This window comes from Streptomyces albofaciens JCM 4342 (assembly GCF_008634025.1).
Classification (GTDB): domain Bacteria; phylum Actinomycetota; class Actinomycetes; order Streptomycetales; family Streptomycetaceae; genus Streptomyces; species Streptomyces albofaciens.
The window spans coordinates 2608468-2633192 of record NZ_PDCM01000001.1; the positions used below are offsets into that span (position 1 = coordinate 2608468).

Here is a 24725-nt window from a genome sequence, read left to right on the forward strand (position 1 = left end):
CGTCTCCCCTCCTGCCTGCCGCCTCCTCCGATGTAGCGTGTGCGCATGGTGAAGGTGGGGCTTACGGGTGGTATCGGCGCGGGCAAGAGCGAGGTGTCGCGGCTGCTCGCCTCGTACGGCGCGGTGATCGTGGACGCCGACAAGATCGCACGCGAGGTGGTCGAGCCGGGTACGCCCGGACTCGCCGCCGTGGTCGAGGAGTTCGGCCCGGAGGTGCTGTCCGCGGACGGCACCCTCGACCGGCCCAAACTGGGCGCGATCGTCTTCAACGATCCGGAAAAGCTGCGAGCACTGAACGCGATCGTGCACCCGCTGGTGGGTGCGCGGTCGGCCGAACTGGAAGCCGCGGCAGGACCGGACGCGGTGGTCGTCCACGACGTACCCCTCCTCACGGAGAACGGCCTCGCGCCCCTGTACGACCTGGTCATCGTCGTCGACGCACGGCCCCGCACCCAGCTCGACCGACTGGTACGCCTGCGCGGCATGGCCGAGCACGAGGCGAAGGCCCGCATGGAAGCACAGGCAACCCGCGAACAGCGCCTGGCGATCGCGGACCTGGTCATCGACAACGACGGCCCGCTGGAGGATCTGGAGCCACGGGTGCGTGAGGTGTGGGAGCGGGTGCGGGGGTAGCGGCCGCTCTCGGGAGTGGGCGCAGGGCCGAGCGGACGCCGTGCCCGCTGCGGAGGGAGGGCGCAACGCGCATGGACAGTGCAACCAGGAGCCCGAACAGCTGCCCCACCCCAGATCGACTCCGGCGGCCCGGTGGTGGCCGGCAACGTCCTGTGGAAGTCCCCGGACGGCAAGCGGATGCGGGAAATCCGGTAGGTCACCCTCCGTGTCGCACGGACACTGAGGCCACGAAGTGTGCGTGGTCGCCGACGGCCGGGCGACGATCGAGCCCCAGGGTGGCCCGGTCCTGGTAGTGCCCCCGGGTGACGCCTACATACTGCGCGAAAGTGACCGTACGCGCCGGACTGTGCACGAAACGTTGCGAAAGGCTTACCGCGTCAGCTTGCAAGCGCTCCGCACGCTCCAAGCGCCGCAGAGCAGGCCCAGCCCGCGCCCCATGCCAACAAACCAGTCCGTCCGCACAAACCAATTGCGTCCTCAACGCCATGATTGCGGGCCGACCCGAGTGGGGAATGCGACGAATGACGCGCTTGTTGTGCCGCACGTAACGCCCGCACAACGGGCGACGCATGCGCTTGTCCACACCGAGCCGGCGAGCGCCGTGCGACCGGTGGTGGCCCGTTCATACGGAAGAGGAGACGCCGTGGCCGAACGTAGCCCCGAGACGAACGTCATCAACTTCCGGGCCGCCGAGCAGTTGCTGGAGGCCCGCGACCCACGTGGCGCCGTGCAACTCCTGGACCCGGTCATCGCGGCCCACCCGGAGAACACCGCGGCCCGCCTGCTGCGCGCCCGCGCCTTCTTCCTCGCTGCCCAACTCCGCCCGGCGGAACTGGAATTCCAGATCGTCCTGGAACGCGAACCGGACAACGCCTTCGCCCACTTCGCCCTGGCCCGCACCCTCCAGCGCGCGAACCGACCCGACGAGGCCCAGCGCCACTTCCGCCTCGCCGCAGCCCTGGACCCCCGCCCGGACTTCCTGGAGGCCGCCCGCTTCGAGCCCCCGGCAGCCCCGGAAGACACATAAGCGAGGCGACCGAGCCGCCATCCAGATCTTCTTTCCGGCGAACGGCTTGCGGGGGGGGTGGGGACAGAGGAGAAATGGCTGGTCTGTGGGGGGGGAGGGGAAGATGGCTGGTCTGCGGAGAGGGCGCGGGGGAGAGGCGAGAGGCACGGGGGCCCGCAGGCTGGGACAGGCGGACAGGCGGACAGGCGGACAGGCGGACAGGCGGACAGGCGGACAGGCGGACAGGCGGACAGGCGGACAGGCCGGCGATGGTGCAACTGGTACGCAAGGGGGCGCCCGCCTCCTGGGTCGAAACGCCAACCCGCCCCGGCGCCGCCCCCCACCCCCGCCCCGCCCACCCCGTTCCCTCACGATCCGTACGGCGTTACGCCCCAGCCCAGCCCAGCCCAGCCCAGCCCAGCCCAGCCCAGCCCAGCCCAGCCCAGCCCAGCCCAGCCCAGCCCAGCCCAGCCCAGCCCAGCCCAGCCCAGCCCAGTCCGGGCCTCAACGCCCCCGGTCGTAGCCGACCAGTCTCAACCGGCACTCGTCCCCCAGCGGGGTATGCCTGTCGCCGTACGCACCAGTACCCCACCCAGGGCCACCAGCCTCACCAGCGGCCGCCTCCGGTCGCGATCAGGTCACCTTTCCTCCCCACGTCCCCCCTCATCTCCGCCTGTCCCAGGTATGCCTCCTCCTGACCCCCATCTCTCACCGCCCGCACCACGGCCACCTGGATCTCCACCACCCCACCCGAGGTCAGCTGGCGGTTGGCGCGGGGACCCTCGGTTCGAGTCATGGACGGGTTCGTACGGCGGCACGTCCTTGCCCGGCTGGTAGTGCGCGCCCTGGCGGATGTGTCGTACGACGATCGTCAGGTCTATTGCTGCGAGTACCGCCACCACCGCGCAGGCTGCCGCCCACCCGGGCCGACCGGCCACCGCGAAGGCGACCGTGCCCGCCGCGGCCCAGACCATCCCCCACAACGCCAACCCGCGACGGATCTTCAGAGGGCTGCGTGCCTGAAGAGGTTCACTACCTGTACGCATCACCACTCACCACACCTCGCTCACCGCCATGCGCTTACATGACGCCGAGGCTCGTTGCTGTGTCTTGTCGTGCTCGGTGCTCGGTGCTCCGCACCAGCACATGAATGGTGTGGCATCGCATGGCTTGGCACGCCCTGCCCTGCTCTGCCTGGCCTCATGCCCAGAGCAATCGCCTAGCTCCCTGACCACTCACCTTGCCCAAGTCGCCTTCCTCCCTCCCAGGGTCCTCCCCATCCGGCAGATGTGCGCCATGTGTTCCAGGAAGCGGCCATGCCGCGCGAACCGCACCGCCGCGGGCTCCGCGAACGCAATCGCCCCGGCCCCGACTCCTCTCACACGCGACGCCACTTACGGTGACCCCCGAGGCAGCCCCGGTCGTGGATCACCGGCAGGGTGGCTGTTGATCCAGCTCAGGCCCCCGATGTCGAGCTGCGTTCGGGCCCGTGTCACGGCCACGTAGGCCAGGCGGGCCTCCGCGAGATCGATGGGTCCGGGGACCAGCTCTCCGTCCGTGTCCTGTTCGTCTAGGTCGTCCGGAGCGGTGAAGTCGTCCGCGATCCGGACCGTCGGCCACTCCCGCCCCTTCGCGCGGTGTGCCGTCGAGACCGTGACTTCAGCCGAGTCCTCCGGAACCAGTCTGTCCAGGGCTTGCAGAACAGCCTCCGTGCCCTGTTCGTCGACCAGCTCGACAAGCGGCAGGAGATCCCGACCGGAAGGGTCGTACTCCGCGTACTCCCGCAGCTCCTCCCAGGACTCGAAGAGCATCAGCTCTGGATGTGACGGCCGGCGGCCCGATCTCAGGTTGTGCGCGGACTGTGCCAGCGCGGCCAGGGCTCCGCCGCCACCGGCCAAGGCGACCCGGCGCCCCTGTTCGAGCTGCCGTATAACTTCCACCATCGCGCCGACGTTGGTCCGGCACAGGACCACGTCCGGTCTCGCGATCTTCGTCAGCTCCGTGGCCGGTGACGGGGAACCGGTGAGCCGGATCGGTGCGCCGACGATGGTCAGCCAGCGGTTGGCCTCCTCGGCCAGCGCGGGGCCGAAGCGGAACGACCGCGACAGGGTCAGCTGCGTGCCGTCGAAGGTGCTCATCACGTCGCGCGCTCCGCGCCAGCCGTAGACGGCCTGCGCGGAGTCCCCGACCAGGACCAGCTGGGCATGGCCGCGCTGGGCGGTGAAGACCTGCTCGACCACGGGGTTGGTGTCCTGCGCCTCGTCCAGCAGGAGGTAGTCCGCCGGGATCTTCGGCTCGCTCAGTGCCCACATCTTCAGATAATGGTCGTGCTCGAAGCGGACGGTGCCCCGCTCGGGGTGCTGGAGGTCCGCCCACGCCTTGCGGGCGAAAGGAAGGACGATCTCCGACAACCGCGCGTGCATCCCGTCGGCCTCGACGCCGCGCAGCCGGGGCACATGCTGAGCCGTGAGCTCGACATCGGCGGACTGGCAGAACCGGGTCACCGTACGCAGCGCCGAGTAGGACAGTGCCCTGTTGCCGATCCGGCGGGCGCCGATGCGTACGCTCATGCCCGAGTCGATGCCCAGAGCGGCGCCGATCCGCCAGCCTGCCTGCCGCGGGGCGTTCAGCCGGGCCTTGAAGTCCCTGCCGACGGACGCATACGCGAGCGCGTGTGCCGTACCGCACGTGACGTGGCCGGGGAACCGCCGGGTGGCATCTCGCGCGATGGCCCTGTTGAACGCGATATAGCGGCCTCGCCGGCACGGTGGCCGTCCGCGTGGCGGCGTACAGCGGGCGAGCATGGCGAGCGTCGTGGTCTTGCCCGTGCCAGCTCCGGCCTGGATCACGAGGTGATCGCCGGTTCGGAAGGCGTCCGCGGCGGCGGTCTGCTCGGCTGTCGGCTGATTCATGATTCGCTCCTCGCTCCGCACTGGTTTCGTCACTGTGCGTGACGACTGGTTCGACGGTAGCCCATCGCAAGCTCGCCGTGGGATTTCTTTCGCGGCCTGTGGATAACTTCGGCCGGACCGCCGTCGACGACGGCCGTTGTCAGTGCCGTCTGCTTCCATCGATCTCATGCGGCCGGAGCGACCGCGGGCGGATGGCGTGTGCGCAGGCGTGGGTCCGGTTCCGGTGCGTCACCGTCGCCGGTGTGCAGTGGAAGGGAGGGAAGCAGCGTGGACAACCGTAAACTCGCAGGTCGGGGTGGAAGCCAGGCGAGATCTGGGCGCTGGACGGCAGCGGCCGGGGCCGGACAGGCGCCAAGGGGCCGCAGGGCACCAGACGCGCAAGGGATGCCAGAGGCGCAAGGAGCGCCAAAGGTGCAAGGGGTAGTAGAGGCGCAAGGAGTATCAGGAAAGGGCAGTGGCATGGCGGAGAGCGGGGAGACGGTGAGGCGGTCGACGCCCGCGGCCGGCCTGCCCGCTGCTGTGAGGGCTGCGGCCCGTGCTCAGGACCGGCAGGGAGCCAAGGGGAAGCGCGGTGGTGCGGACAGCCCGGCATTCATCGGCTGCGCTGCGGTTTTCCTGCCCGCCGAGCCGCCCCGGGCAGGCAGATTCGCCTTCTGGCGTCCGGACGGCGGCCCTCTCCCGGACCTTTCCGTAGCTGTACGCGACAGCAGCGGAGCCCCGAGCCGCCCCGGGGCGGCCGGGCCGGAGCCCGCCAGTACGGCGGAGACGGCCGACCTGACGGTTGCGCGCCGGCACGGCAACGGCGCCCGCCGCCGAACGGTCCCCGCCGTGCTGCTCCCCGTCGCCGAGGCCGTACCGCTGTTGGCCCGCGCCCGGCACGATCCGACCGCTCACCCCGCTGCGGCCTGCTGGGGCGCTGCCGTCCTGCACGCCCTGAACCTGGCCGCGCGAGGCCGGCTCCTGCCCGGGCTGACCGCCCAGGACACCGACGCCTGGCGTGCCGGACCGCTGGATTCCGAAGATGTGGCGCACCTCCGGGCCATCGCCGCCGCCATGCCGCCCGAGGCGTACGCCGTCCCGCTCGCCGACAGCAGCCCCCTGCAGGTCCACGATCCGGCGCAGCTCGTGCGCGCCCTCGTGGACGCGGTGACGGACACCCTGCCCCGTACACCCGCGGCAGCTCACATGATCGGTGCCCCGTTCGCGGCGACGGCGCCGCAATACCTGCCCGGCGCGCGCGACTGGGCTGCCGAAGTAGCAGCGGGGGTGGACGCCGGAGTACGGCTGTCGCTTCGGCTTGACCTGGCCGCCCACGGCCTCTTCGACATGCGGAACGACTCAGGGCCCGACCAGGACGGTGCCTCTGATACGCCCACCGATACGAGTGCGGCACCGGCCCACGCCGCTACCGAAGAGCGCAGCGCCGCGGCCGCCGTCCTTCAGGTGCACAGCCTCACCGACCCCACGCTCGTCACCGATGCCGGACAGCTGTGGGAGGGGGACGGGCCCGACCACTTCGGCCCCCGCGCCCGTGTCGACACCCTGCTCGCGCTGCGCCGGGCGGCCCGCGTCTGGCCTCCCCTGGCCCGCTTCCTGGAACGGCCGGTCCCCGATGTGCTCCCCCTGGCCGAGGAGGAGTTGTACGAACTGCTGGGTGACGCGGCGCCCCGCCTGGCCGCTGCCGGAGTCGCCGTGCACTGGCCGAAGGAACTGGCCCGGGGTCTGACCGCGGCCGCCGTCATCCGCCCGGCCCCCGGCACCGCGGCCGACGGATTCGGCTTCTTCGACACCGAGAAGCTGCTGCAGTTCCGCTGGCAGGTGGCCCTCGACGGCCTGCCGCTCTCCGAAGCGGAGATGGACGCCCTGGCAGAGGCCCACCGGCCCGTGGTGCGGCTGCGTGACCAGTGGGTGCTGGTCGATCCGGCGCTCGTCCGCAAGGCCCGCAAGCGCGAACTGGGCTACCTGGACCCGGTCGACGCCCTGGCCGTCACGCTGAACGGCACGACCGAGGTGGACGGCGAAGAGGTCGAGGTGGTGCCCATGGGCGCCCTCGCCGCGCTGCGCTCCCGTCTGACCCAGGACGCGCCGGTTCCACCGCAGCCCACCGGTCTGCACGCGACCCTGCGCGACTACCAGCTCCGGGGCCTGGCCTGGCTGGACCGGATGACGTCCCTCGGGCTCGGCGGCTGCCTCGCCGACGACATGGGCCTCGGCAAGACGATCACAGTCATCGCCCTCCACCTGCACCAACGCCCCACCGCCCCGGTTCTCGTGGTCTGCCCGGCCTCCCTCCTCGGCAACTGGCAGCGCGAGATCGAGCGCTTCGCCCCCGGCGTTCCCGTACGCCGCTTCCACGGCACCGGCCGCAGCCTCGAAGACGTCGAGGGCGGCTTCGTCCTGACCACGTACGGCACGATGCGGTCGAGCGCCGCCGCGCTGGCCGCCCGTACCTGGGCCTGGGTCGTCGCGGACGAGGCGCAGCACGTGAAGAACCCCAGATCCTCCACGGGCAAGGCCTTGCGCGGCATCAAGGCCCCGGCCCGTATCGCGCTCACCGGAACCCCCGTCGAGAACAACCTGTCCGAGCTGTGGGCCCTCCTCGACTGGACCACCCCCGGCCTGCTCGGCTCCCTGAAGACCTTCCGCGCCCTGTACGCACGCGAGGTCGAGGGCGGCGAGGACCCGGAGGCAGCCGAGCGCCTCGCCAGACTGGTCCGCCCGTTCATCCTGCGCCGCAAGAAGGCCGACCCCGGGATCGCCCCCGAACTGCCGCCGAAGACCGAGACGGACCACCCGGTGGCCCTGGGGCGCGAGCAGGCCGCCCTCTACGAGGCCGTCGTCCGCGAAACACTGGCCCAGATCGAAGCGGCCGAAGGCATCGCCCGGCGCGGCCTGGTCATGAAGCTGCTGACGGCCCTCAAACAGATCTGCAACCACCCCGCGCAGTATCTGAAAGAAGCGGTGCCCGGCCTGGCGGCCCGCTCCGGCAAGCTCGAACTCCTTGACGAACTGCTCGACACGATCCTCGCCGAGGGCGGCGCGACACTGATCTTCACCCAGTACGTGGAAATGGCGCGGCTGCTCGAAAAACACCTCACCGCACGCGGCATCGGCAACCAGCTCCTGCACGGCGGTACGCCCGTGAAGCAGCGCGAGGAAATGGTCGACCGCTTCCAGTCCGGCCGCACCCCGGTCTTCCTGCTCTCCCTGAAGGCCGCCGGTACCGGACTCAACCTCACCCGGGCCGGCCACGTGATCCACTACGACCGGTGGTGGAACCCGGCCGTCGAGGAACAGGCCACCGACCGGGCGTACCGCATCGGCCAGACCCAGCCCGTCCAGGTCCACCGGCTCATCGCCGAGGGCACGGTCGAGGACAACATCGCCGAACTGCTCACCGCGAAGCGTGCCCTGGCGGACGCGGTCCTGACCGGCGGCGAGACCGCGCTCACCGAACTGACCGACGCCCAGCTCGCCGACCTCGTCTCCCTGAGGAGGGCCGCATGACCCGCCGCCCCCGCCCCCTGCCCGGAGACGACGGCGCCGGCCACTTCGGCCACGGCCGTGGCCCGGCTTCCGGCCCGGGCACGTCCCCGTCGGCCCGTCCGGGCCGCGGTGCCGCACCGGACCGCCCGGGGCGCATGGACCGCTCCGACCGCTCGCGCACGTTCCCGCCGTTGCCGCAGCGTTCCGGCGCCCGAGGGCTGTTCGCCGAGTCGTGGTGGGGCAGCGCCTGGCTGGACGCCCTGGAGTCCACGGCCCTGGACAGCGCCCGCCTCGCCCGGGGCCGTATGTACGCACGCGACGGCAACGTCGACACGATCAACATCACCCCCGGGCGTATCGCGGCCACCGTCCGGGGCAGCCGGCCGCGCCCGTACAACGTGGTGATCCGTCTCCAGGAGCTCACCCCTGGTGAGTGGACCGACCTGCTGGACGCCATCGCAGCCGAGCCGGCGCAGCTCACCGCACTCCTGGCCAAGGAACTGCCGCGGAGCGTCGCCGAAACGGGTGTACGCCTGCTGCCCGGCCCGGGCGACCTCGTACCGCGCTGCTCCTGCCCCGACCACGGCCACCCCTGTAAGCACGCCGCGGCCGTCTGCTTCCAGGCGGCGCGGTTGCTGGACGCCGATCCGTTCGTGCTCCTCCTCATGCGCGGCCGTGGCGAGCGGGAACTTCTCGACGAGCTGTCACGCCGGAACGCGACGCTCACGGCGCGCGAATCACGCAGTGCTCAGATGGCGCCACCAAAGACCGGTCCCGGGCCGCTGTCGGGTGCACGTGCCGACGCACGCGCGGCGGCTGCCGCCGCGAGTCAGGCGAGGAGGAGCACGGTTGCGGAGGAAAGGTCGCAGGTCACGCCCGGAGCGGGAGCGGGTACGGACGCGGAGCATCACCCAGCTTCAGCGTCGGCGTCACCGGCTGCGAGGCCGCACTCGCCGCGCGGTGTGCTCGCCCGTCGCGCCCTGGCCGACCGGCCGCTGCCGTCCCTTCCACCACCCATGCCCCTGCCGCCGCACCCCGGGCAGACTCATGCCCTCCCGGATGCCGACGGCCTCCCGCTGGACGCGGAAGCCCTCGAATTCCTGGCCACCGATGCCACGGCCCGCGCCCACGCCTACCTGAGCGCCCTCCGGGGCGGCAGTGCCCTCCAGACCGGCGCCCCGACAGCATCGGCCGCCACTCCGCTCCCCGGACCGACGCCCGCGACTCGGCCGGACCAGCCCCCGGAAACCGGCATATCTCCCTTCCCCGCGCTCACACCCTGGCAGGACGGCATCCGGCTGGCCGCCACCGCCCACCCCACCGCCGGTCTGACCTCGACCACCCGCGCTCTCTACCGCGACCTCGCCGCCGCCACCGGTCGCAGCGTGACCGATGTGGCGCGCGCCGTCGCCGCCTGGCGCCAGGGCGGCCTCGAAGGACTGACCCTCCTGGACACCACCTGGAACCCGCCCGCCGGTGACTTCGACCGCGCCCGCAGCGCCCTGGCAGCCGCCGACCTGCCCACTCTCCGCCCCCGTCACAACCACCTCACCGACCCCGCCCGTGGCATCCAGCTCCGCTTCGGCCACGACAACCGCTGGTATCCGTACGAATCCGACCCCGGCGCCGAGGACTGGTGGCCCACCGGCCGCGCCGACCCCGACCCCGTAGGGGCCCTGACCACGCTGCTGGGCCGGTGACCTAACCTCGTTGGCCGTGGAAGGTCTCGACACACTCACCCGTTCCCTCGCACAGCGCACCCCCGAAGAGCTGGCCGCCCTGCTCACCCGCCACGCGGAAGCACTGTCCCGCAGGCCCGCGCCCACCCGGCTCCGCGAGCTGGCCACCGCCCTGTGGTCGTACGAAATCCTCCACCACACCGTCCTGCACCTCGACCATCCCCGCCTCCAGCTCCTCGCCGCCACCGCCCGCGTCAGCCAGGACCTGGCCCGGCGTGCCGCTCCCGCGCCCGCGGCCCCCGCCGCCGGAGCCGACTACCAGTCGCTGATGGCCCACCGACTGTCGTTCCCGGACCTGGCCGCGGAGCCGGTTCCGGCGGAGGAGGCGTACCGAGCCCTGGGCGCCACCGCCCCCGGCCCCGCCCGCGACGCGGTGACCGCCGCCCTGGAACTCCTCTACGAGGACGGGCTCGCCGCCCCCGCCGAAGACGGCGCGATCGTGGTCCCGCCGCGCATCCCGCAGCTCCTGGCCGCCCACGACCTGGGCACCTTCGCCCCCACCGCTCCGCGACTGCCCGCCCCCGAGACCGCCTCGCGGGAGGCCGGCGCCGCCAAGCCCTCCGTCGAGGACGAATCCCAGGCCGCCGCCTCCATCCTCGCCGCGGCCCTGGACCGACTGCTCGCCTCGCTCGCCGACCGGCCCGCGGCCCTCCGCAAGACCGGAGGGCTGGCCCTGCGCGAGATCAAACGCCTGGCCAAGGCGGCCGGTACGACCGAGGCCCGTACCCGTCTCCTGCTCGACGTCGTGCTCGCCGCCGACCTCATCGCGCTGACCCGCACCCCCGCGGGTATCACGGCCGCGCCCACAAGTGCGTACGACGACTGGCTGACGCAAAACCCTGGTGAGCGACTCGTTCCGGTTCTGACCGCTTGGGCGACTCTCTGGTCCATTCCGACTCACACCCCGTTCGGCGAGACGCCCACGGCGCTGGTGCGCGGTGAAGACCGGCACGCGCCGGCGCTGCGCCACGCCCTCCTGACAGCGCTGTCCACCGCACCGGCCGGCACACCGGGGCACCGGCCCGACCTGCCCGCTCTCCTCCGTGCCGCCGCATGGCACCGCCCGTTGGCCCTCAGCGGCGAACCGCTGGCCGAGGACCGCGCCACCCACATCCTCGACGAAGCCGCATTCCTCGCGCTCGCCGCTCACGGCACCCTGACCCCACTCGGCCACGCCTTCCTCGCGGCGTCCCCCGCAAACCCCGGGCCTCTCCGCGACGCCCTCCGTGACCTGCTGCCGCCGCCCCTCCAGCAGGCCCACTTCCAGGCGGACTTGACCGCCGTCGTTCCGGGGCCGCCGTCCGCCTCCCTCGCCGACCTGCTGTCCTCGGCCGCCGACCGGGAATCCGAAGGCCACGCCGTGACCTGGCGTTTCACCCCCGCTTCCGTACGCCGCGCCCTCGACTCCGGCCGTGCTGCCACGGACCTCCTCGACGCGCTCTCCGAGGCGTCCGCCACCGGCCCCCTGCCGCAACCCCTCACCTACCTCGTCCAGGATGCCGCCCGCGCCCATGGCCGGATGCGTGTGCTGCCCACCGGCTGCTGCATCCGCTCCGACGATGAGGCGCTGGCCCGCGAACTCGCCGCCCACCGGGCCCTCCAGCCCCTCGGCCTGCGCGCCGTCGCCCCCACCGTCCTCGTCAGCGCCCAGCCACCCGCCGCGACCATCGAAGCGCTGCGCGACGCCGGTTACGCCCCCGCGCTCGAATCCGCGTCCGGCACGGCATCCGTCGAACGCGCTCCCCGCCACCGTGCCGCCCGCACCGGACCTTCGCCGTCCGGCCAGGTCAACAAGCCTCTCGCGCTCGCCCGGCGGCTCCTGACGGCCTGACCGGCGATGCGGAACCGCCGATTGTCAGTGGGGTCAAGTAGCGTGGGTACGCAGGAAGTCGAAGAGGGGAAGAAGGGGAGAAAGAAGAAGTGGCGGACGCAGAGCGGACGCGTCCGGTACGGGGCTGCTGAGGCGCCCGGGACGAGCCGTGGGGGCGGTGACCTTCCCTACCGCTCGACCACGGACCGGCCTGGGCAAGAAGAGGAACTTCTCCTTACCGTCTTACCGTGGCAACGGACGCACGACCGTACGTCTCGTACGGCTGAACAAGGGGGGCCGATGGACGCGGAATTGACAGCGCTCGCGACGGCAGGGGCGACGGCGCTGGTGCAGCAGATGGTGACGGAGGGCTGGACGCAGGCCCGGCAGCGGGTGGCGGCCTTCTTCTCGCGGCGCCGGAACGGCGGCGAGGTAGAAGTCCTCGAAGGGGAGCTGGAGGTGTCGCGCACGGAGCTGGCGGCGGCACAGCGCGACGGTGACGAGGCAGGCGAGGCCGACGTCGAGGCCGAATGGCGGGTCCGGCTGCGCCGCGCGTTGCTCGACGACCCGGCCGCGGCCGAGGAACTGCGACGACTGCTGGCGGAACTGCGCCCCGACACGGAACCGGGGATCACCGTGCGGGACGTGCACAACACCATGACCGGCGGGGTGCACCACGGGACGGTCATCCAGGCCGGGGTGATCTCCCGGGTCGATCAGAGCGGCGGCGGGAGCACCGGAGGGCCCGCTCGTGGCTGACACGGGGCCCGTCCGGCCCGGACCATCCGCCGCACCCGAACCGGCCGCGCTCGGCGAACCGGCCGCGCTCGGCTCCATGACGGATGACGGGGCAGCCACCACGACGCGCAACCACATCAGCGGAACGGTCCACGGGGCCGCCGTACAAGCCCACAGCATCGGCACATTGACCATCCAGGAGCCCGTGCCGGCCATCGTGCCGGGCACACCGGTGCCCTGTACGCTGCCCCCGGTCACCCGTCACTTCACCGACCGCGAGACCGTCCTGACCGAGGTGGTCGGGTTACTCGACCAGGTGCTCCCCGGCGCCGGCACCGAAAGCATGGGGCATGGCGGAGCGCCCCTCGTGGTCGTCCTCTGGGGCCCGGGCGGTGTGGGCAAGACGGCCACCGCACTGCGCCTGGCCGCCGCGCTGCGGAGCCGCTTCGAAGAGGGCCAGTTGTACGCGAACCTGCGCGGCGCCTCCGCGGCCACGGCGCTCACGCCGTCCGAAGTGCTGCTGCGCTTCCTGGGCGACCTCGGCGTATACCCGGCATACGTACCGACGGAACCGGACGCGCAGGAGAGCCTGTTCCGCACGGTGACGGCGGAACGGCGCCTCCTCACCGTGCTGGACGACGCCCACTCGGCCGCCCAGGTACGGCCGTTGCTGGCCGCCTCCCCGGCCTCGCTGACCATCGTGACGAGCCGTACGGACCTGGGCCGACTGGTCGTCGAATACGGCGCGCACACCATACGGCTCGGCCCGCTCGGCACCCCCGACGCGGTCGGACTCCTCGCGCGACTGGGTGGCACGGGCCCCGGAGTCGAGGCGGTCGCGCGGCGGTGCGGCGGGATGCCGCTCGCACTGTGCGCGATCGGGGCGCGCGCCGCCGCGACACAACAGCCGGACTGGGAGCTGCTGGAGCGCGAAATGGCCATGAGCGACGAGACCGACGGACCGTACGGTGACGAGCGGACGTACGCGGATGACGGAGTCGGCGCGAAAGGCGGGACAGCCGCCGCGCAACGCGGGACCGGCGGACCGGAGGCGCCGTCCGGCGCGGCGGGCGAGCCGATGCGGGGCGCGATGGACGCCTCGTACGGGAACCTGTCGGAGGCCGCGGCCAAGGTGTTCCGGCTGACGAGTCTGCGGCCGTGGCGGCATGTGACGCCGGGCGCCGCCGCAGCCGCGGCCGGCGTTTCCGAGCGAGAGGCGAGCGCCCTCCTCGCCGAACTGGCCGACGCGCGGCTGGTCGAGGACGTGTCCGAGGCAGGGGCGCCGGCACAGGGACGAGGGGACGAACCGGGGACCGGAGGCGGGGCCGCGGCTGAGAGCGAGGCCGGGGAGTCCGACCAGGCGCGTTACCGCTTCCATGACCTCTGGCGGCAATACGCGGAACAGCGCGCACTGGCCGAGGACGGGATAGCGGGGGCGGCGGCAGCGGTACGCCGGACACTGCTCTGGTACGTGCGTGCCGCAGCGGCGGCCGACGCGTGCGTGCTGCCCGGCCGCTGGCATCTCGGGCCGGTGTACGCGCGGCTGGCGGGACGACCCGCCGCGTACGCGAACGGCTCCAGCGCGCTGGCCTGGCTGCGGGACGAGCGGGAGAACCTCGCGGAAGCGGTACGGGCCGCGGCGGACCACGGGCTCGACGACCTGACGTGGCAGCTGTGCGAAGCCATGTGGGGACTGCACCTGCGGCTCGGCTTCCACCAGCAATGGGTCGCCACCCACCGGCTCGGGGTGGAGGCCGCGGTGCGCTGCGCGGAGGATTGCCCCGAGGCCGAAGGGCGAATGCGCGCGCAGCTCGGCTTCGCCTACCTGGGCCTCGCGGAGTTCCCGCAGGCGCAGACGCAGTTCGAGGAAGCAGCCGTCGCTGACCGGCGTGCCGGGCACACACGCGGGGAGGCCACCGCGGTCGAATCGCTCGGATTGCTGCATTTGAAGCAGGAGCGGTGGTCCGACGCCGCCCAGTGCTTCCGGTCGGCCCGCGATCTTGCCCGGCAAGTCGGTGACCCGCGGGCACTGGCCCTGCTGGAACACCACCTCGGACGGGCGCTCCAAGGCATGGGCCGCCACGAGGAAGCGATAGAACAGCTGCGGCACGCCCTCGGACTGATACGCGCGCTGCCCGATCCGTACAACGAGGCGCGGGTGTTGATGAGTCTCGGGCGGACGCTGATCGACGCCGGGCGCGCGGAGGAGGCCGACGAGCCACTCGGCCGGGCCGCGACGGTCATGGTGGCGGAAGACTCGGTCGTCCAGCAGGCGGACCTGGCGGAACTGCGCGCCGACCGGGCCCACCGGGCAGGGGAGACGGAGGCGGAGATCCGCTTTCTGAGGGCGGCGTTGGCCCTCCACGAGAAGACGGGAGCGCCAAGAACCGGAGCTGTACGGGCCCGACTGGAGCGGTTGGAGCAGTAGGAACAGTAGAAACAGCGAAAGGAGACCATGGAGCGCTTCAGCCGGGAGGAGTGAGCGTCACCCGTAGGTGGTGGGCGGCGTCACCCGTCACCACGGTCAAGCCGTCGAGGAGGTCTTCGAGGGGCCTGCCCCGCTCGTACCAGGCGTAGAGAGCCGAGGCGTACACGGCCGGATCGCACCGGTCGCGGCGGCCGTCCGGGCCGGGCGCCGCGGTGAGGGTGACGAGGCTGCCGTCGGGGACGCGTACGAGGCAGGTATCCGGCGCGGTGACACATGCGGCCATGGCGCAGTGCCGGTGGCGGCGCATCGCGTCCCGTGTCCAGGCCGCGGGCTCGGGCTGGGAGTGGTGGAGCACCAGGTCGGCCAGCGGCAGCCGGGTGCTGTCGGGCGCGTCCTCGTGGATGGCGGTGTGGGACGCGACCTGAAGTGCGGCCTGATCGGCGGGTGCGGGTGCGGACGGGGGCTCGGACAGGGGTGCGGTCGCCGACCGGTCCGAGTGGGCGAACGGGCCGGGGCCGACGTCCGCGTAGCGGGTGACCGTTATCTCGGGCGGTGCGGTGGGACGGCGGTCGCGCAGGTGGGTCAGGACTTGGAGGGGAGCGCGGAGCGGCGTGACCGGTGGCAGGGCGGTGGGCTCGGCACCGTAGGCGGGCGCGAGCAGGTGCGGCAGATAGGCGGGAGGGCTCGGTTCGGACAGATCCATGAGGTCGTAGAAGGTGCGCCGGAGCAGGCCGGCCGAGGCCCCGGGGGCCGAGCTGGCCAGCGCTGTGAGCTGGGCGTACCGGTCCGGACGGTGGCCGGCCAGCAGCTTGTCGAGCTGGGGGAGCAGCGGCTCGTAAGGGCGGAGCCGGGGTGCCGTGCGGCCCAGCTCGGCGACGGGCGAGGCCGGGTCCAGATCCTGGGCCGGGAACGCGCCGAGGAGTACGGGCGTACCGATGGCGGCCGCGTAGTACGTCACGCTGCCGTGGTCGCCGATGACGGCGTCGGCGGCGGCCAGGACCTGCCGCCAGGGGCCCAGCGGAGGTACGACGGTCAGCCCGGCGTACTCGGCGTTCCGCAGCCAGGCACGGACCTGGCCGGGGCCGTGTCCGTGCCAGATGTTCGGGTGCAGGACGGCGCAGCGGCGGTAGCCGTCGACGGGCAGTTCGCGGGTCAGGCTGTCCAGGAGCCAGGGGAGGATGTCGTCGGAGTCGCCGAACAGGGAGCGCGGCCCCCAAGTCGAGTTGACGACGATGAGGCGCTGACCGGGGGCCACGTCGAGGGCGCGGCGGAAGTCGTCGCGGTGGGGGAGTGCGGCCAGCAGGCGGTCGAAGCACGGGTCACCGGCGAGTACGGCCGTACGGGCAGCGGGCGGGCAGGCGCGGCGGAGGCGGGTGAGCTGCTCGGGGTGGGACAGCACGGTCGCCGTCGCGACGGGCTCGCCGTCGCGCAGCAACCACTCCGGCGAGAGCCCGAAGACCGGCGCCCGCCCCGACCCCGACCCCCGGTGTCCGGTGTCCGGTGTCCGGTGTCCGGTGTCCGGTGTCCGGTGTCCGGTGTCCGGTGTCCGGTGTCCGGTGTCCGGTGTCCGGTGTCCGGTGTCCGGTGTCCGGTGTAGGAAGCCTCTTATTGTAGCCAATGCCGTGCGACAGTATGGCCAATTTCCCCTTAATCAGGTGAAGTTCGCCGCCATAACTGGCGCTGACCGCGAGGTCCACCGGCGTCTCGACGGCCTGCTCCCACGGCAGGACGGGCAGTCCGGCGTCCGCCAGCAGCTCCGGTACGCCGTGCAGGTAGGGCGACGATCCCGTGCACGTGGCCAGGCACTGTATGCGCGGGTCGGCGTCGAACAGGGGAAGGACGTCCAGCAGGCGGGTGGCGGAGGTGACGTTGTGGACCACGAACAGGACGCGCGCGGTTCCGGCCCGGGTGGACCACTGCGGTCCTTCCGGGCCGACCGGCACCCGCAGCCACCTCTGCCCGTCTATGACCGTTTCCCCCACGAGTCTCACCCTTCACCCCTGGCCCGACCGGCCACCCTAACCGGTGCGCTCGTCCGGACGTCCCGCCCGGCAGAATGAAGGAGTGCGGCTCGAAGCGATCACCTGGGAACGGCTGACCGACGCGCTGGCCGAGCGGATCCGTGCGACGGCGGCGGTGGACGGCGGACCGTGGCTGCGTGTCGCGATCGACGGGCCGCCGGCCGCCCGTACGGCGGAGGCCGCCGAGCGGCTCGCGGAAGCGTTGCGGTTGCGCGGCAGGCCCGTACTCGTCGTCGCGGCCGACGGGTTCCTGCGCCCCGCCTCTCTGCGCCTGGAGTACGGCAAGGAGGATCCCGACGCGTACTACGACGAGTGGTACGACCGGCAGGCGCTCTGGCGGGAGGTGTTCACCCCGCTCGATCCGGGCGGCACCGGCCGGGTGCTGCCGGACCTGTGGGACTCCCGGACGGACCGGGCCACGCGCAGCCCCTACACCGAACTGCCGGCGGGCGGTGTGCTGCTGTTGCACGGGCCGCTGCTGTTCGGCCACTGGTTCCCCTTCGACCTGTCGGTCCATCTGAAGCTGTCGCCCGCCGCACTGGCCCGCCGAACGCCGGAGGATGAGTGGTGGACGCTGCCCGCGTTCGCGCGGTACGAGGACGAGGTGCGGCCCGAGGAGAGCGCCGACATCGTCGTGAAGGCGGATGACCCGAACCGCCCGGCGTGGAACGGGCGGGGCTGAGCGGGGGATGCCTCCCTTCGGGGAGGCTGCTGAAAGGTGGGCTTCTTCGGGATGGCTTGGGCGGTCCCCCTTTTTCCGACAGCCTAGGGCGGGGCACTGACAACGGGGATGAGTTGGGGACGCAGGCGCGGATGTGGGTGGTGGGGGATGCAGGTTGGGATGTGGGTGGGGGACGCAGATTGGGACGCGGGTGGGGGTGCAGATTGGGGATGGGATGTGTGGGTCGGCGGGAAGGGAGCTGGGTGTGAAGGTGATCGGCTGGGAAGCGGGTGGGGTTCGGTGGCTGAATCCGCCGCCGGGAGTGCTGTGTGAGGACGGGGAGTCCGGTGGCGGGCCGATGATTGTCACGGCCGCTGAGGGGAGCGACTTCTGGCGGCGGACCGGTTATGGCTTCGTCCGGGACACCGGCCATGCGCTGCTGGTGCCGTTTCCCGCGGACCTGGCCGTCGAGGTGTCCTTTGTCGCCGCCTTCGACGAGCTGTACGACCAGGCCGGGGTGATGGTGCGGGTGGACGCGCGCACTTGGATCAAGGCCGGGGTGGAAATGAGCGACGGCGTGCCGCAGTTGGGGGCGGTGGTCACCCGCGAGTGGTCGGACTGGTCGCTGGCGCCCGTACCGGGGTGGGCGGGCCGCGAAGTCACGGTGCGCGTGAGCCGCAGCGGTGACGCGCTGACCGTACGGGCGCGACGCGAACAGGAACCGTGGCGCATGGTGCGGCTGGCGCCGCTGGACCCGGACGCCAGGGCGTACGCCGGGCCGTTCTGCTGCTCGCCGCAGCGGGCGGGCTTGCAGGTACGGTTCACCCGCTTCGCGGCAGGACCGGCCGACGCGTCGCTGCACTGCCCGTAAGGGGCGGGCCCCGTACCGCGTCAGGCATCGGCGAGGGCGAGCAGCTTCGTCACCGTGTTCCAGTTGCGGGCCGTGGCCGTCACACCCAGGCGGGTGCGGGAGACGGTATCGGCGAGCTTGGAGCGTCCCACCCCGTTCGGGCACCACATGTAGAGCTCGCGGCCGATCAGCCGGAGCCGGTCCGGGGCGTACGCGCCGGAGTCCAGCACCTCCAGAGGGGACGGGTCGGCGGGGACGTCGGACAGGAACGTCACGTGCAGGGTCTTGGGCTCGGCCGCGGCCTGCGGGAAGGGGTTGGCCGCGACGGCGGCGGCCAGCTCGTCCCGCGTCCGGACCAGCACAGGGACCGGGAAGCCCAGCCCATCGGCGATTCCCGCCTCGATACGGCGCGCGGTCTCCTCGGGCGGTGTGCCGGGGTCGGCGAAGACGATGTTGCCGGTCTGGAGGAGGACCGTCACATCCCGGTATCCCAGAGCCGCGAACAGTTCGCGCTGTCGCGCCATAGGGAACTTGTTGTGACCTCCGACGTTGATGCCGCGGAGGAGGGCGATCTGGCGGGGCATGACGGGAGCGGGCCTTTCGGGCGAAGGGGAAGGGGAGGGCGTACCGGAGGGTGGGGGTGGGGCAGGCTGGGATATGGGTCGGGATCTGGTGTCGGAAGGCCGGCGCGGAGGCTCGACGCTCCTCGGTCTTCAGCCCCTCAGAAGAGGGGCTGCGGGAGGACGCCCTCCAAGGCCAGCAGATGGCGCTTGGTGTCCAGGCCGCCGCCGAAACCGCCGATCCCGCCGTCGCTCGCCACCACCCGGTGGCAGGGCACGACGACCGGGAGCGGGTTGGAGCCCATGGCCGCGCCCACCGCACGAGCGGCGCCCGGCTCGCCGACCCGGTCGGCCAGGTCCTGGTAGCCGACCACCGTGCCGTACGGGACGTGGGCGGCCAGTTCGCGCAGCACGCGTTCGTTGAAGCCCGCGGACAGCGACCAGTCCAGGGGGACGGTGAAGGCCCGCAGACCACTGTCGAAATACCGGGTCAGCTCGTCGGCCGCCGTGGTCAAGTGGGGTATCTCCGGGAGCGGTTCGCGGCCGAACGCCAGCCGCAGGCGGGTCAGCGACCGGCGGACGACCCGCTCGTCGGCATGGAAGGCGACCAGCGCCAGCCCTTCATGGGTCGCCGCGAGCAGCAGCCGGCCGATGGGGGTGTCCAGCACACGCCAGGCCCAGTCGCGCGGTTCCCGCACCCGGACCGCTGTTCCCTGCTCGGCCGGGTGCGGCTCATCCTGCTCGGGACGGGCCGGTGCCTTCTGCTGAGGACGGGCCGGCGCCTCCTGCTCGGGACGGGCCGGTGCCGCCAGCTCGGGGTGGGCCAATGCTTCCTGCTCAGGCGGCTCCTCGGGGCCGGGCCGCTCCTGCCGCCCGGTCCGCCCGCCCCGCTGATCCCGCTCTGCGTTCGTCACGGCAGCAGCCTATGACCCGCCACTGACAACGCCCCCGGAGCCGAGGCGGGCGGTCCCAGGGGCGTCGTCAGCTACCGGCGGCGGCCAGGGGCCGTCGCACCGCCGGCCCTACCGGCCGGACTTCCCCAGGGCGTCGCGGATGACATCCGGCTTGTTGCTGATGATGCCGTTCACGCCCTGGCCGGCGGCCTTGACCGCGTTGGCGGCGTCGTCGATGGTCCAGGTGAAGACCTCCAGCGGCCGGCCGTGCGGGCCCTTCACCTTGTGTACGGACGCGACGTACCCGGCGTCGATCGACTTGTACTGGGGGTTGATCTGGTCGGCGAACGCCGCGTACTTGGGCAGTTCGGCGACGGCCGGCGTACCGAGGAAGCCCGTCTTGACGTCGGGCCGCAGGCTGTGCACCTTCTTCACCGAGTCGGCGCTGAAGCTCTGCACGATCAGTCGGCGCTTGACGTGGTCGCGGTCCAGCCAGCCGTCCTCACGCAGCTCCTTGAGGATCTGCCGCTCGATGCCGGGGTAGCGCTCGGGCGACTTGATCTCCAGCAGCAGGTTCTGGTCGTTGTCCTCGACGGTGTCCATGTAGTCCTCCAGCGTCGGGACGCGCTCACCGGTGAACTTCGGGCCGAACCAGCTGCCGGCGTCCAGCTTCTCGATCTCCGCGAGCGTGAAGTCGGCGACGTTCCAGGGGGCGCGGTCCGGGAAGACCTGCTCCACATCGGTCGTCCGGGCGAGCGAGGTGTCGTGGAGGACGACCAGTTCGCCGTCCTTGGTGCGCTGGACGTCGTTCTCCACCCATGCGAAACCGAGGTCGGCGGCCGCGTCGACGGCGGCGAGCGTGTTCTCCGGCGCGTAGGCGGAGGCGCCCCGGTGGGCGACGGTCACCACTCTGCGGTGGGCGTCGACGGCCTGGGCGCTCGGGACGGGGAGCAGGGACATGGTCAGGCCCACGAGCACACCGGCTACTGTGGCGGCGGAGCGGATACGCATGCGGACTCCTAGTGACGACGTGATGGCGAGTGCGTACGGAGACGGGCCGGCGCCGGTCCACCGGGGCGGGCCGTGGCCACGGCGCCGCCGGCCGGTCGGGCCGGAAGTGCAGCCGGGATCCGCCGGAATGCCTGCGGTGGATGAGGTGGATTCGGGGTGTTCCGGGTGGGACGCGCAGAGAGTCGCAGTCGGGACGTACCGGAAGACAGGCGCCGGATGGACAGAAACTGAACGAGAAGTGTCCTGTGTTCCGTGTTTGAACACCGAGATCGCGTGATCTCCTCAGAAAGCACGCAACATACGCACGCGCCGGGCCCGTACCGGGGTGCGGAGCCCCGGCCTCCGTGCCCCTCGGCCGGGATATCGGCCTGCCCGGCCCCGTCGGCCGGTTCCGGCCTTGCGCCCGCCGGCTCCGGCCTCGCGTCCGCGGTGTCCCGGCCCCCGGCAGCCCCCGCGCGGGCCCGCCGGCCGCGGCCCGGGTGCCGCGGAGGCCGAGTCGGCCCGGCCGCCTCCGCGCGAGCCCGGCCCCGGTCGCCGCGCTCCGCCGCGCCCTGCGGCAGAGCTGACAGAACCGCTGGTCGGAGCGTTTTCCGGCCGATTGTCAGTGGGGGGTCGTACGGTTGATGACATGCGGCCCGTTTCCAAGATCGAACGCACGGTGGCGCCCTTCGAGGTCGTCAGCCCCTATCAGCCCAGCGGCGACCAGCCGGCGGCCATCGCCGAGCTCGCGCAGCGCGTCAGCGGCGGTGAGAAGGACGTCGTCCTGCTCGGCGCGACCGGTACCGGCAAGTCGGCGACCACCGCGTGGATGATCGAGAAGCTGCAGCGCCCCACCCTCGTCATGGCGCCCAACAAGACCCTCGCGGCGCAGCTCGCCAACGAGTTCCGCGAGCTGCTGCCCAACAACGCCGTCGAGTACTTCGTCTCCTACTACGACTACTACCAGCCCGAGGCGTACGTCCCGCAGTCGGACACCTACATCGAGAAGGACTCCTCGATCAACGAGGAGGTCGAGCGGCTGCGCCACTCCGCGACGAACTCCCTGCTCACGCGGCGGGACGTGGTCGTGGTCGCCTCGGTGTCCTGCATCTACGGCCTGGGCACGCCCCAGGAGTACGTGGACCGCATGGTGGCGCTCAAGGTCGGCGACGAGATCGACCGCGACCAGCTGCTGCGCCGCTTCGTGGACATCCAGTACACGCGGAACGACCTGGCTTTCACCCGCGGCACCTTCCGCGTCCGCGGCGACACCATCGAGATCTTCCCGGTCTACGAGGAGCTCGCCGTCCGCATCGAGATGTTCGGCGACGAGATCGAGGCGCTGTCCACCCTCCACCCGCTCACCGGCGAGGTGATCAGCGAGGACCAGCAGCTGTACGTCTTCCCGGCCAGCCACTACGTCGCGGGCCCCGAGCGCATGGAGAAGGCCATCGCCGGGATCGAGGCGGAGCTGGCCGAGAGCCTGGCCACGATGGAGAAGCAGGGCAAGCACCTGGAGGCCCAGCGGCTGCGCATGCGCACGACCTACGACATCGAGATGATGCGCCAGGTCGGCTCCTGCTCCGGCATCGAGAACTACTCGCTGCACATGGACGACCGCGCCCCCGGCAGCCCGCCCAACACCCTCCTGGACTACTTCCCCGACGACTTCCTCCTGGTCATCGACGAGTCGCACGTCACCGTCCCGCAGATCGGCGCGATGTACGAGGGCGACGCCTCCCGCAAGCGCACCCTGGTCGAGCACGGCTTCCGGCTGCCGTCCGCCCTCGACAACCGGCCGCTGAAGTGGGAGGAGTTCCTGGAGCGCGTCGGCCAGACCGTCTACCTCTCGGCGACGCCCGGCTCGTACGAGCTCTCGCGTTCCGACGGGTACGTGGAACAGATCATCCGCCCGACCGGCCTGGTCGACCCCGAGGTGATCGTCAAGTCCACCGAGGGCCAGATCGACGACCTGGTCCACGAGATCCGTACGCGCACGGAGAAGGACGAACGCGTCCTGGTCACCACCCTCACCAAGAAGATGGCCGAGGACCTGACGGACTACTTCGTCGAGCTCGGCATCCAGGTCCGCTACCTGCACAGCGACGTGGACACCCTGCGCCGGGTCGAGCTGCTGCGGGAGCTGCGGGCCGGCGAGTACGACGTCCTGGTCGGCATCAACCTGCTGCGCGAGGGCCTCGACCTGCCCGAGGTGTCGCTGGTGGCGATCCTGGACGCCGACAAGGAGGGCTTCCTGCGCTCGGGCACGTCGCTGATCCAGACCATCGGCCGGGCCGCCCGTAACGTCTCCGGCCAGGTCCATATGTACGCGGACAAGATCACCCCGGCGATGCGCAGGGCCATCGACGAGACCAACCGCCGCCGGGAGAAGCAGCTCGCGTACAACAAGGAGCACGGCATCGACCCGCAGCCGCTCCGCAAGAAGATCGGCGACATCGTCGCGACCCTCGCCCGCGAGGAGATCGACACCCAGGAGCTGCTGGGCACGGGCTACCGCAAGGCGGCCGACGGCAAGGACGCCAAGGGCAAGGCGCCGGTGCCCGCGCTGGGTGGCAAGACGGCCAAGGGCAAGGCCGCGAAGGGCGCCGCCGCGCCCACCGACCGGCCCGCCTCCGAACTGGCCGAACTGATCGAGGAAATGACCGACCGGATGCGGGCCGCCGCGGCGGAGCTGCAGTTCGAGGTGGCCGCCCGGCTGCGCGACGAGGTCGGCGAACTGAAGAAGGAACTGCGGCAGATGAAGGAGGCGGGGCTGCGCTGAATCCCCGGGAGGGGCGGGCGGGGCTGGATCGGGGCGGAGGCGAGGGCGGGGGCAGCGAGACGGCGACCCGGCCACTGTCCCCGGGGCGTGACCGAGGAAGTGACGGGCTGGCGGAGCGCTGGCCGCTGGCGCGGTGTACGAGGGAGGGCACTCCGGGGGAGACCGCTCCGGGGGAGGCCGCTCGTGTGGTGGTGCTGCCTTCCGGAGGCCCGCGTTCGGCGACCGCCGGCGTTCGGGGGACTCGTACGACCGGAGGGCATCATCCGCGTCCGGAGGACCCGCGCCTGAAATGTCGCACGTCATGGTGGCGTACGTCATGGCGTACAACATGGCGCACGACAAGGCGTACGGCATGACGCTCGAACAGGCCCCAGCCACCGGAGCCGGAGGCCCTGTCCCCAAGCCGCCCCCCGATCCCCAAGCCCCACCCCCATCCCACCCCAACCCAACCCAACCCACCCTCACCTCCCCTCTACCTCGCGCAGCGTGTCTGTGTTGCAGGAACGCCACAAAGCGTGGGGTGGGTGCGTGGCGGCGGGCGGGCGTGCATAGGGTCGGGGGAAGCCGTCGGGGAGGCGGCGACGGGGAGAAACAGAGCGAGAGGGGACAGCACGTGTCGGTCAACTTGTCCAAGGGGCAGGGCATCAGCCTGGCGAAGTCGGACGGGGGAACGCTGACCTCGGTGCGGATGGGGCTGGGCTGGCGGTCGGCGCCCCGCCGCGGCCTGTTCGGGTCGCGCACCCGGGAGATCGACCTCGACGCATCGGCCGTGCTGTTCGCCGACAAGCAGCCGCTGGACGTCGTCTTCTTCCAGCATCTGATCAGCGACGACGGTTCGGTGCGGCACACCGGCGACAACGTGGTCGGCGGCGCCGGTCAGGGCGGGGACGACGAGGCGATCCTCGTGGACCTGGCGCGGGTGCCGGTGCACATCGACCAGATCGTGTTCACGGTGAACTCCTTCACCGGGCAGACCTTCGCCGAGGTGCAGGACGCCTTCTGCCGCCTCGTCGACGAGACCACCGGCCAGGAGCTGGCCCGCTACACCCTCACCGGCGGCGGTGACTACACCGCGCAGATCATGAGCAAGGTGCACCGTTCCGGCAACGGCTGGCAGATGACCGCGATCGGCGAACCGGCCCACGGCCGTACGTTCAAGGACGTGGTCCCGGCGATACTGCCGTACCTGTAAGCACGCACCGGGCCCCGCCGGCGG

At 71.9% G+C, this 24725-nt stretch carries 17 protein-coding genes and 2 pseudogenes; 12 read left to right on the forward strand and 7 right to left on the reverse strand.

The features are described from left to right. Positions 1-45: 45 nt before the first annotated feature. From coaE to CP973_RS11700, 3 genes and pseudogenes are all read left to right on the forward strand, one after another. Complete coding sequence (coaE, locus tag CP973_RS11690) at positions 46-633, forward strand: dephospho-CoA kinase (RefSeq protein WP_150239952.1); 588 nt, start codon at positions 46-48, stop codon at positions 631-633. A gap of 238 nt (positions 634-871) precedes the next feature. Continuing rightward, positions 872-946, forward strand: a pseudogene (locus CP973_RS41580) (cupin domain-containing protein); the annotation flags it as partial. Positions 947-1276: 330 nt separating this feature from the next. Further along, positions 1277-1660, forward strand: coding sequence for a tetratricopeptide repeat protein (locus CP973_RS11700; protein ID WP_150243464.1), 384 nt, complete (start codon positions 1277-1279; stop codon positions 1658-1660). A gap of 586 nt (positions 1661-2246) precedes the next feature. On the opposite strand, the gene CP973_RS39965 is transcribed toward CP973_RS11700, so the two are convergent. From CP973_RS39965 to CP973_RS11715, 3 genes and pseudogenes are all read right to left on the reverse strand, one after another. After that, positions 2247-2435, reverse strand: coding sequence for a hypothetical protein (locus CP973_RS39965; protein WP_167538318.1), 189 nt, complete (start codon positions 2433-2435; stop codon positions 2247-2249). A 16-nt stretch (positions 2436-2451) separates the two neighbouring features. Next, positions 2452-2685, reverse strand: a pseudogene (locus CP973_RS40780) (DUF6343 family protein); the annotation flags it as partial. A gap of 348 nt (positions 2686-3033) precedes the next feature. Beyond that, positions 3034-4551 carry a UvrD-helicase domain-containing protein gene (locus tag CP973_RS11715; RefSeq protein WP_150239956.1) on the reverse strand — a complete coding sequence of 506 codons (1518 nt, stop codon included), beginning with the start codon at positions 4549-4551 and terminating at the stop codon, positions 3034-3036. 459 nt (positions 4552-5010) lie between these two features. On the opposite strand from CP973_RS11715, the gene CP973_RS11720 reads away from it, so the two are divergent. From CP973_RS11720 to CP973_RS11740, 5 genes are all read left to right on the forward strand, one after another. Next, positions 5011-8058, forward strand: a complete 3048-nt coding sequence (locus CP973_RS11720) for a DEAD/DEAH box helicase (RefSeq protein ID WP_483025197.1) — start codon at positions 5011-5013, stop codon at positions 8056-8058. Then, positions 8055-9737, forward strand: a complete 1683-nt coding sequence (locus CP973_RS11725; protein WP_150239958.1) for an SWIM zinc finger family protein — start codon at positions 8055-8057, stop codon at positions 9735-9737. The genes CP973_RS11720 and CP973_RS11725 overlap by 4 nt, the downstream gene beginning before the upstream one ends. A gap of 16 nt (positions 9738-9753) precedes the next feature. Beyond that, positions 9754-11607, forward strand: coding sequence for a helicase-associated domain-containing protein (locus CP973_RS41385; RefSeq protein WP_280119005.1), 1854 nt, complete (start codon positions 9754-9756; stop codon positions 11605-11607). 279 nt (positions 11608-11886) lie between these two features. Then, a complete protein-coding gene (locus tag CP973_RS11735; protein ID WP_150239962.1) occupies positions 11887-12345 on the forward strand; it encodes a hypothetical protein in 459 nt (152 codons plus the stop codon). Next, positions 12338-14752: a tetratricopeptide repeat protein gene (locus CP973_RS11740; protein WP_150239964.1), complete on the forward strand. Its 2415-nt coding sequence runs from the start codon at positions 12338-12340 to the stop codon at positions 14750-14752. The genes CP973_RS11735 and CP973_RS11740 overlap by 8 nt, the downstream gene beginning before the upstream one ends. 37 nt (positions 14753-14789) lie before the next feature. On the opposite strand, the gene CP973_RS11745 is transcribed toward CP973_RS11740, so the two are convergent. Next, positions 14790-16187, reverse strand: coding sequence for a hypothetical protein (locus tag CP973_RS11745; protein WP_341874810.1), 1398 nt, complete (start codon positions 16185-16187; stop codon positions 14790-14792). 629 nt (positions 16188-16816) lie between these two features. Here CP973_RS11745 and CP973_RS11750 point away from each other — a divergent pair. Both CP973_RS11750 and CP973_RS11755 read left to right on the forward strand, forming a co-directional pair. Continuing rightward, entirely contained in the window at positions 16817-17455 is a 639-nt protein-coding gene (locus CP973_RS11750; RefSeq protein WP_150239966.1) for a nucleoside/nucleotide kinase family protein, read from the forward strand. A gap of 337 nt (positions 17456-17792) precedes the next feature. Beyond that, entirely contained in the window at positions 17793-18305 is a 513-nt protein-coding gene (locus CP973_RS11755) for a DUF1349 domain-containing protein (RefSeq protein WP_244409402.1), read from the forward strand. 20 nt (positions 18306-18325) lie between these two features. Here the strand turns inward: CP973_RS11755 and CP973_RS11760 are convergent, their stop codons facing one another. From CP973_RS11760 to CP973_RS11770, 3 genes are all read right to left on the reverse strand, one after another. Beyond that, positions 18326-18868 (reverse strand): DUF1697 domain-containing protein, encoded by a 543-nt coding sequence (locus tag CP973_RS11760; protein ID WP_150239968.1) that lies wholly within the window; start codon positions 18866-18868, stop codon positions 18326-18328. Positions 18869-19005: 137 nt separating this feature from the next. Further along, positions 19006-19542 carry a methylated-DNA--[protein]-cysteine S-methyltransferase gene (locus CP973_RS11765; protein WP_150243469.1) on the reverse strand — a complete coding sequence of 179 codons (537 nt, stop codon included), beginning with the start codon at positions 19540-19542 and terminating at the stop codon, positions 19006-19008. Positions 19543-19866: 324 nt separating this feature from the next. Then, positions 19867-20748: a glycerophosphodiester phosphodiesterase gene (locus CP973_RS11770; protein WP_150239970.1), complete on the reverse strand. Its 882-nt coding sequence runs from the start codon at positions 20746-20748 to the stop codon at positions 19867-19869. A gap of 628 nt (positions 20749-21376) precedes the next feature. Between CP973_RS11770 and uvrB the strand changes: the two genes are divergently transcribed. After that, on the forward strand, positions 21377-23509 hold the full coding sequence (gene uvrB, locus CP973_RS11780) for an excinuclease ABC subunit UvrB (RefSeq protein WP_150239975.1): 2133 nt from the start codon (positions 21377-21379) through the stop codon (positions 23507-23509). Between the two features lie 613 nt (positions 23510-24122). After that, a complete protein-coding gene (locus CP973_RS11785; RefSeq protein WP_150239977.1) occupies positions 24123-24701 on the forward strand; it encodes a TerD family protein in 579 nt (192 codons plus the stop codon). The last annotated feature ends 24 nt before the right edge of the window (positions 24702-24725 follow it).

What these genes read in the sequence shown, in the direction of transcription:
- coaE (WP_150239952.1), top strand. Translation starts at nt 46, where the DNA reads ATGGTGAAGGTGGGGCTTACGGGTGGTATCGGCGCGGGCAAGAGCGAG.
- CP973_RS39965 (WP_167538318.1), bottom strand. Translation starts at nt 2,435, where the DNA reads ATGACTCGAACCGAGGGTCCCCGCGCCAACCGCCAGCTGACCTCGGGT.
- CP973_RS11715 (WP_150239956.1), bottom strand. Translation starts at nt 4,551, where the DNA reads ATGAATCAGCCGACAGCCGAGCAGACCGCCGCCGCGGACGCCTTCCGA.
- CP973_RS11720 (WP_483025197.1), top strand. Translation starts at nt 5,011, where the DNA reads ATGGCGGAGAGCGGGGAGACGGTGAGGCGGTCGACGCCCGCGGCCGGC.
- CP973_RS11725 (WP_150239958.1), top strand. Translation starts at nt 8,055, where the DNA reads ATGACCCGCCGCCCCCGCCCCCTGCCCGGAGACGACGGCGCCGGCCAC.
- CP973_RS11735 (WP_150239962.1), top strand. Translation starts at nt 11,887, where the DNA reads ATGGACGCGGAATTGACAGCGCTCGCGACGGCAGGGGCGACGGCGCTG.
- CP973_RS11755 (WP_244409402.1), top strand. Translation starts at nt 17,793, where the DNA reads ATGATTGTCACGGCCGCTGAGGGGAGCGACTTCTGGCGGCGGACCGGT.
- CP973_RS11760 (WP_150239968.1), bottom strand. Translation starts at nt 18,868, where the DNA reads ATGCCCCGCCAGATCGCCCTCCTCCGCGGCATCAACGTCGGAGGTCAC.
- CP973_RS11770 (WP_150239970.1), bottom strand. Translation starts at nt 20,748, where the DNA reads ATGCGTATCCGCTCCGCCGCCACAGTAGCCGGTGTGCTCGTGGGCCTG.
- uvrB (WP_150239975.1), top strand. Translation starts at nt 21,377, where the DNA reads ATGCGGCCCGTTTCCAAGATCGAACGCACGGTGGCGCCCTTCGAGGTC.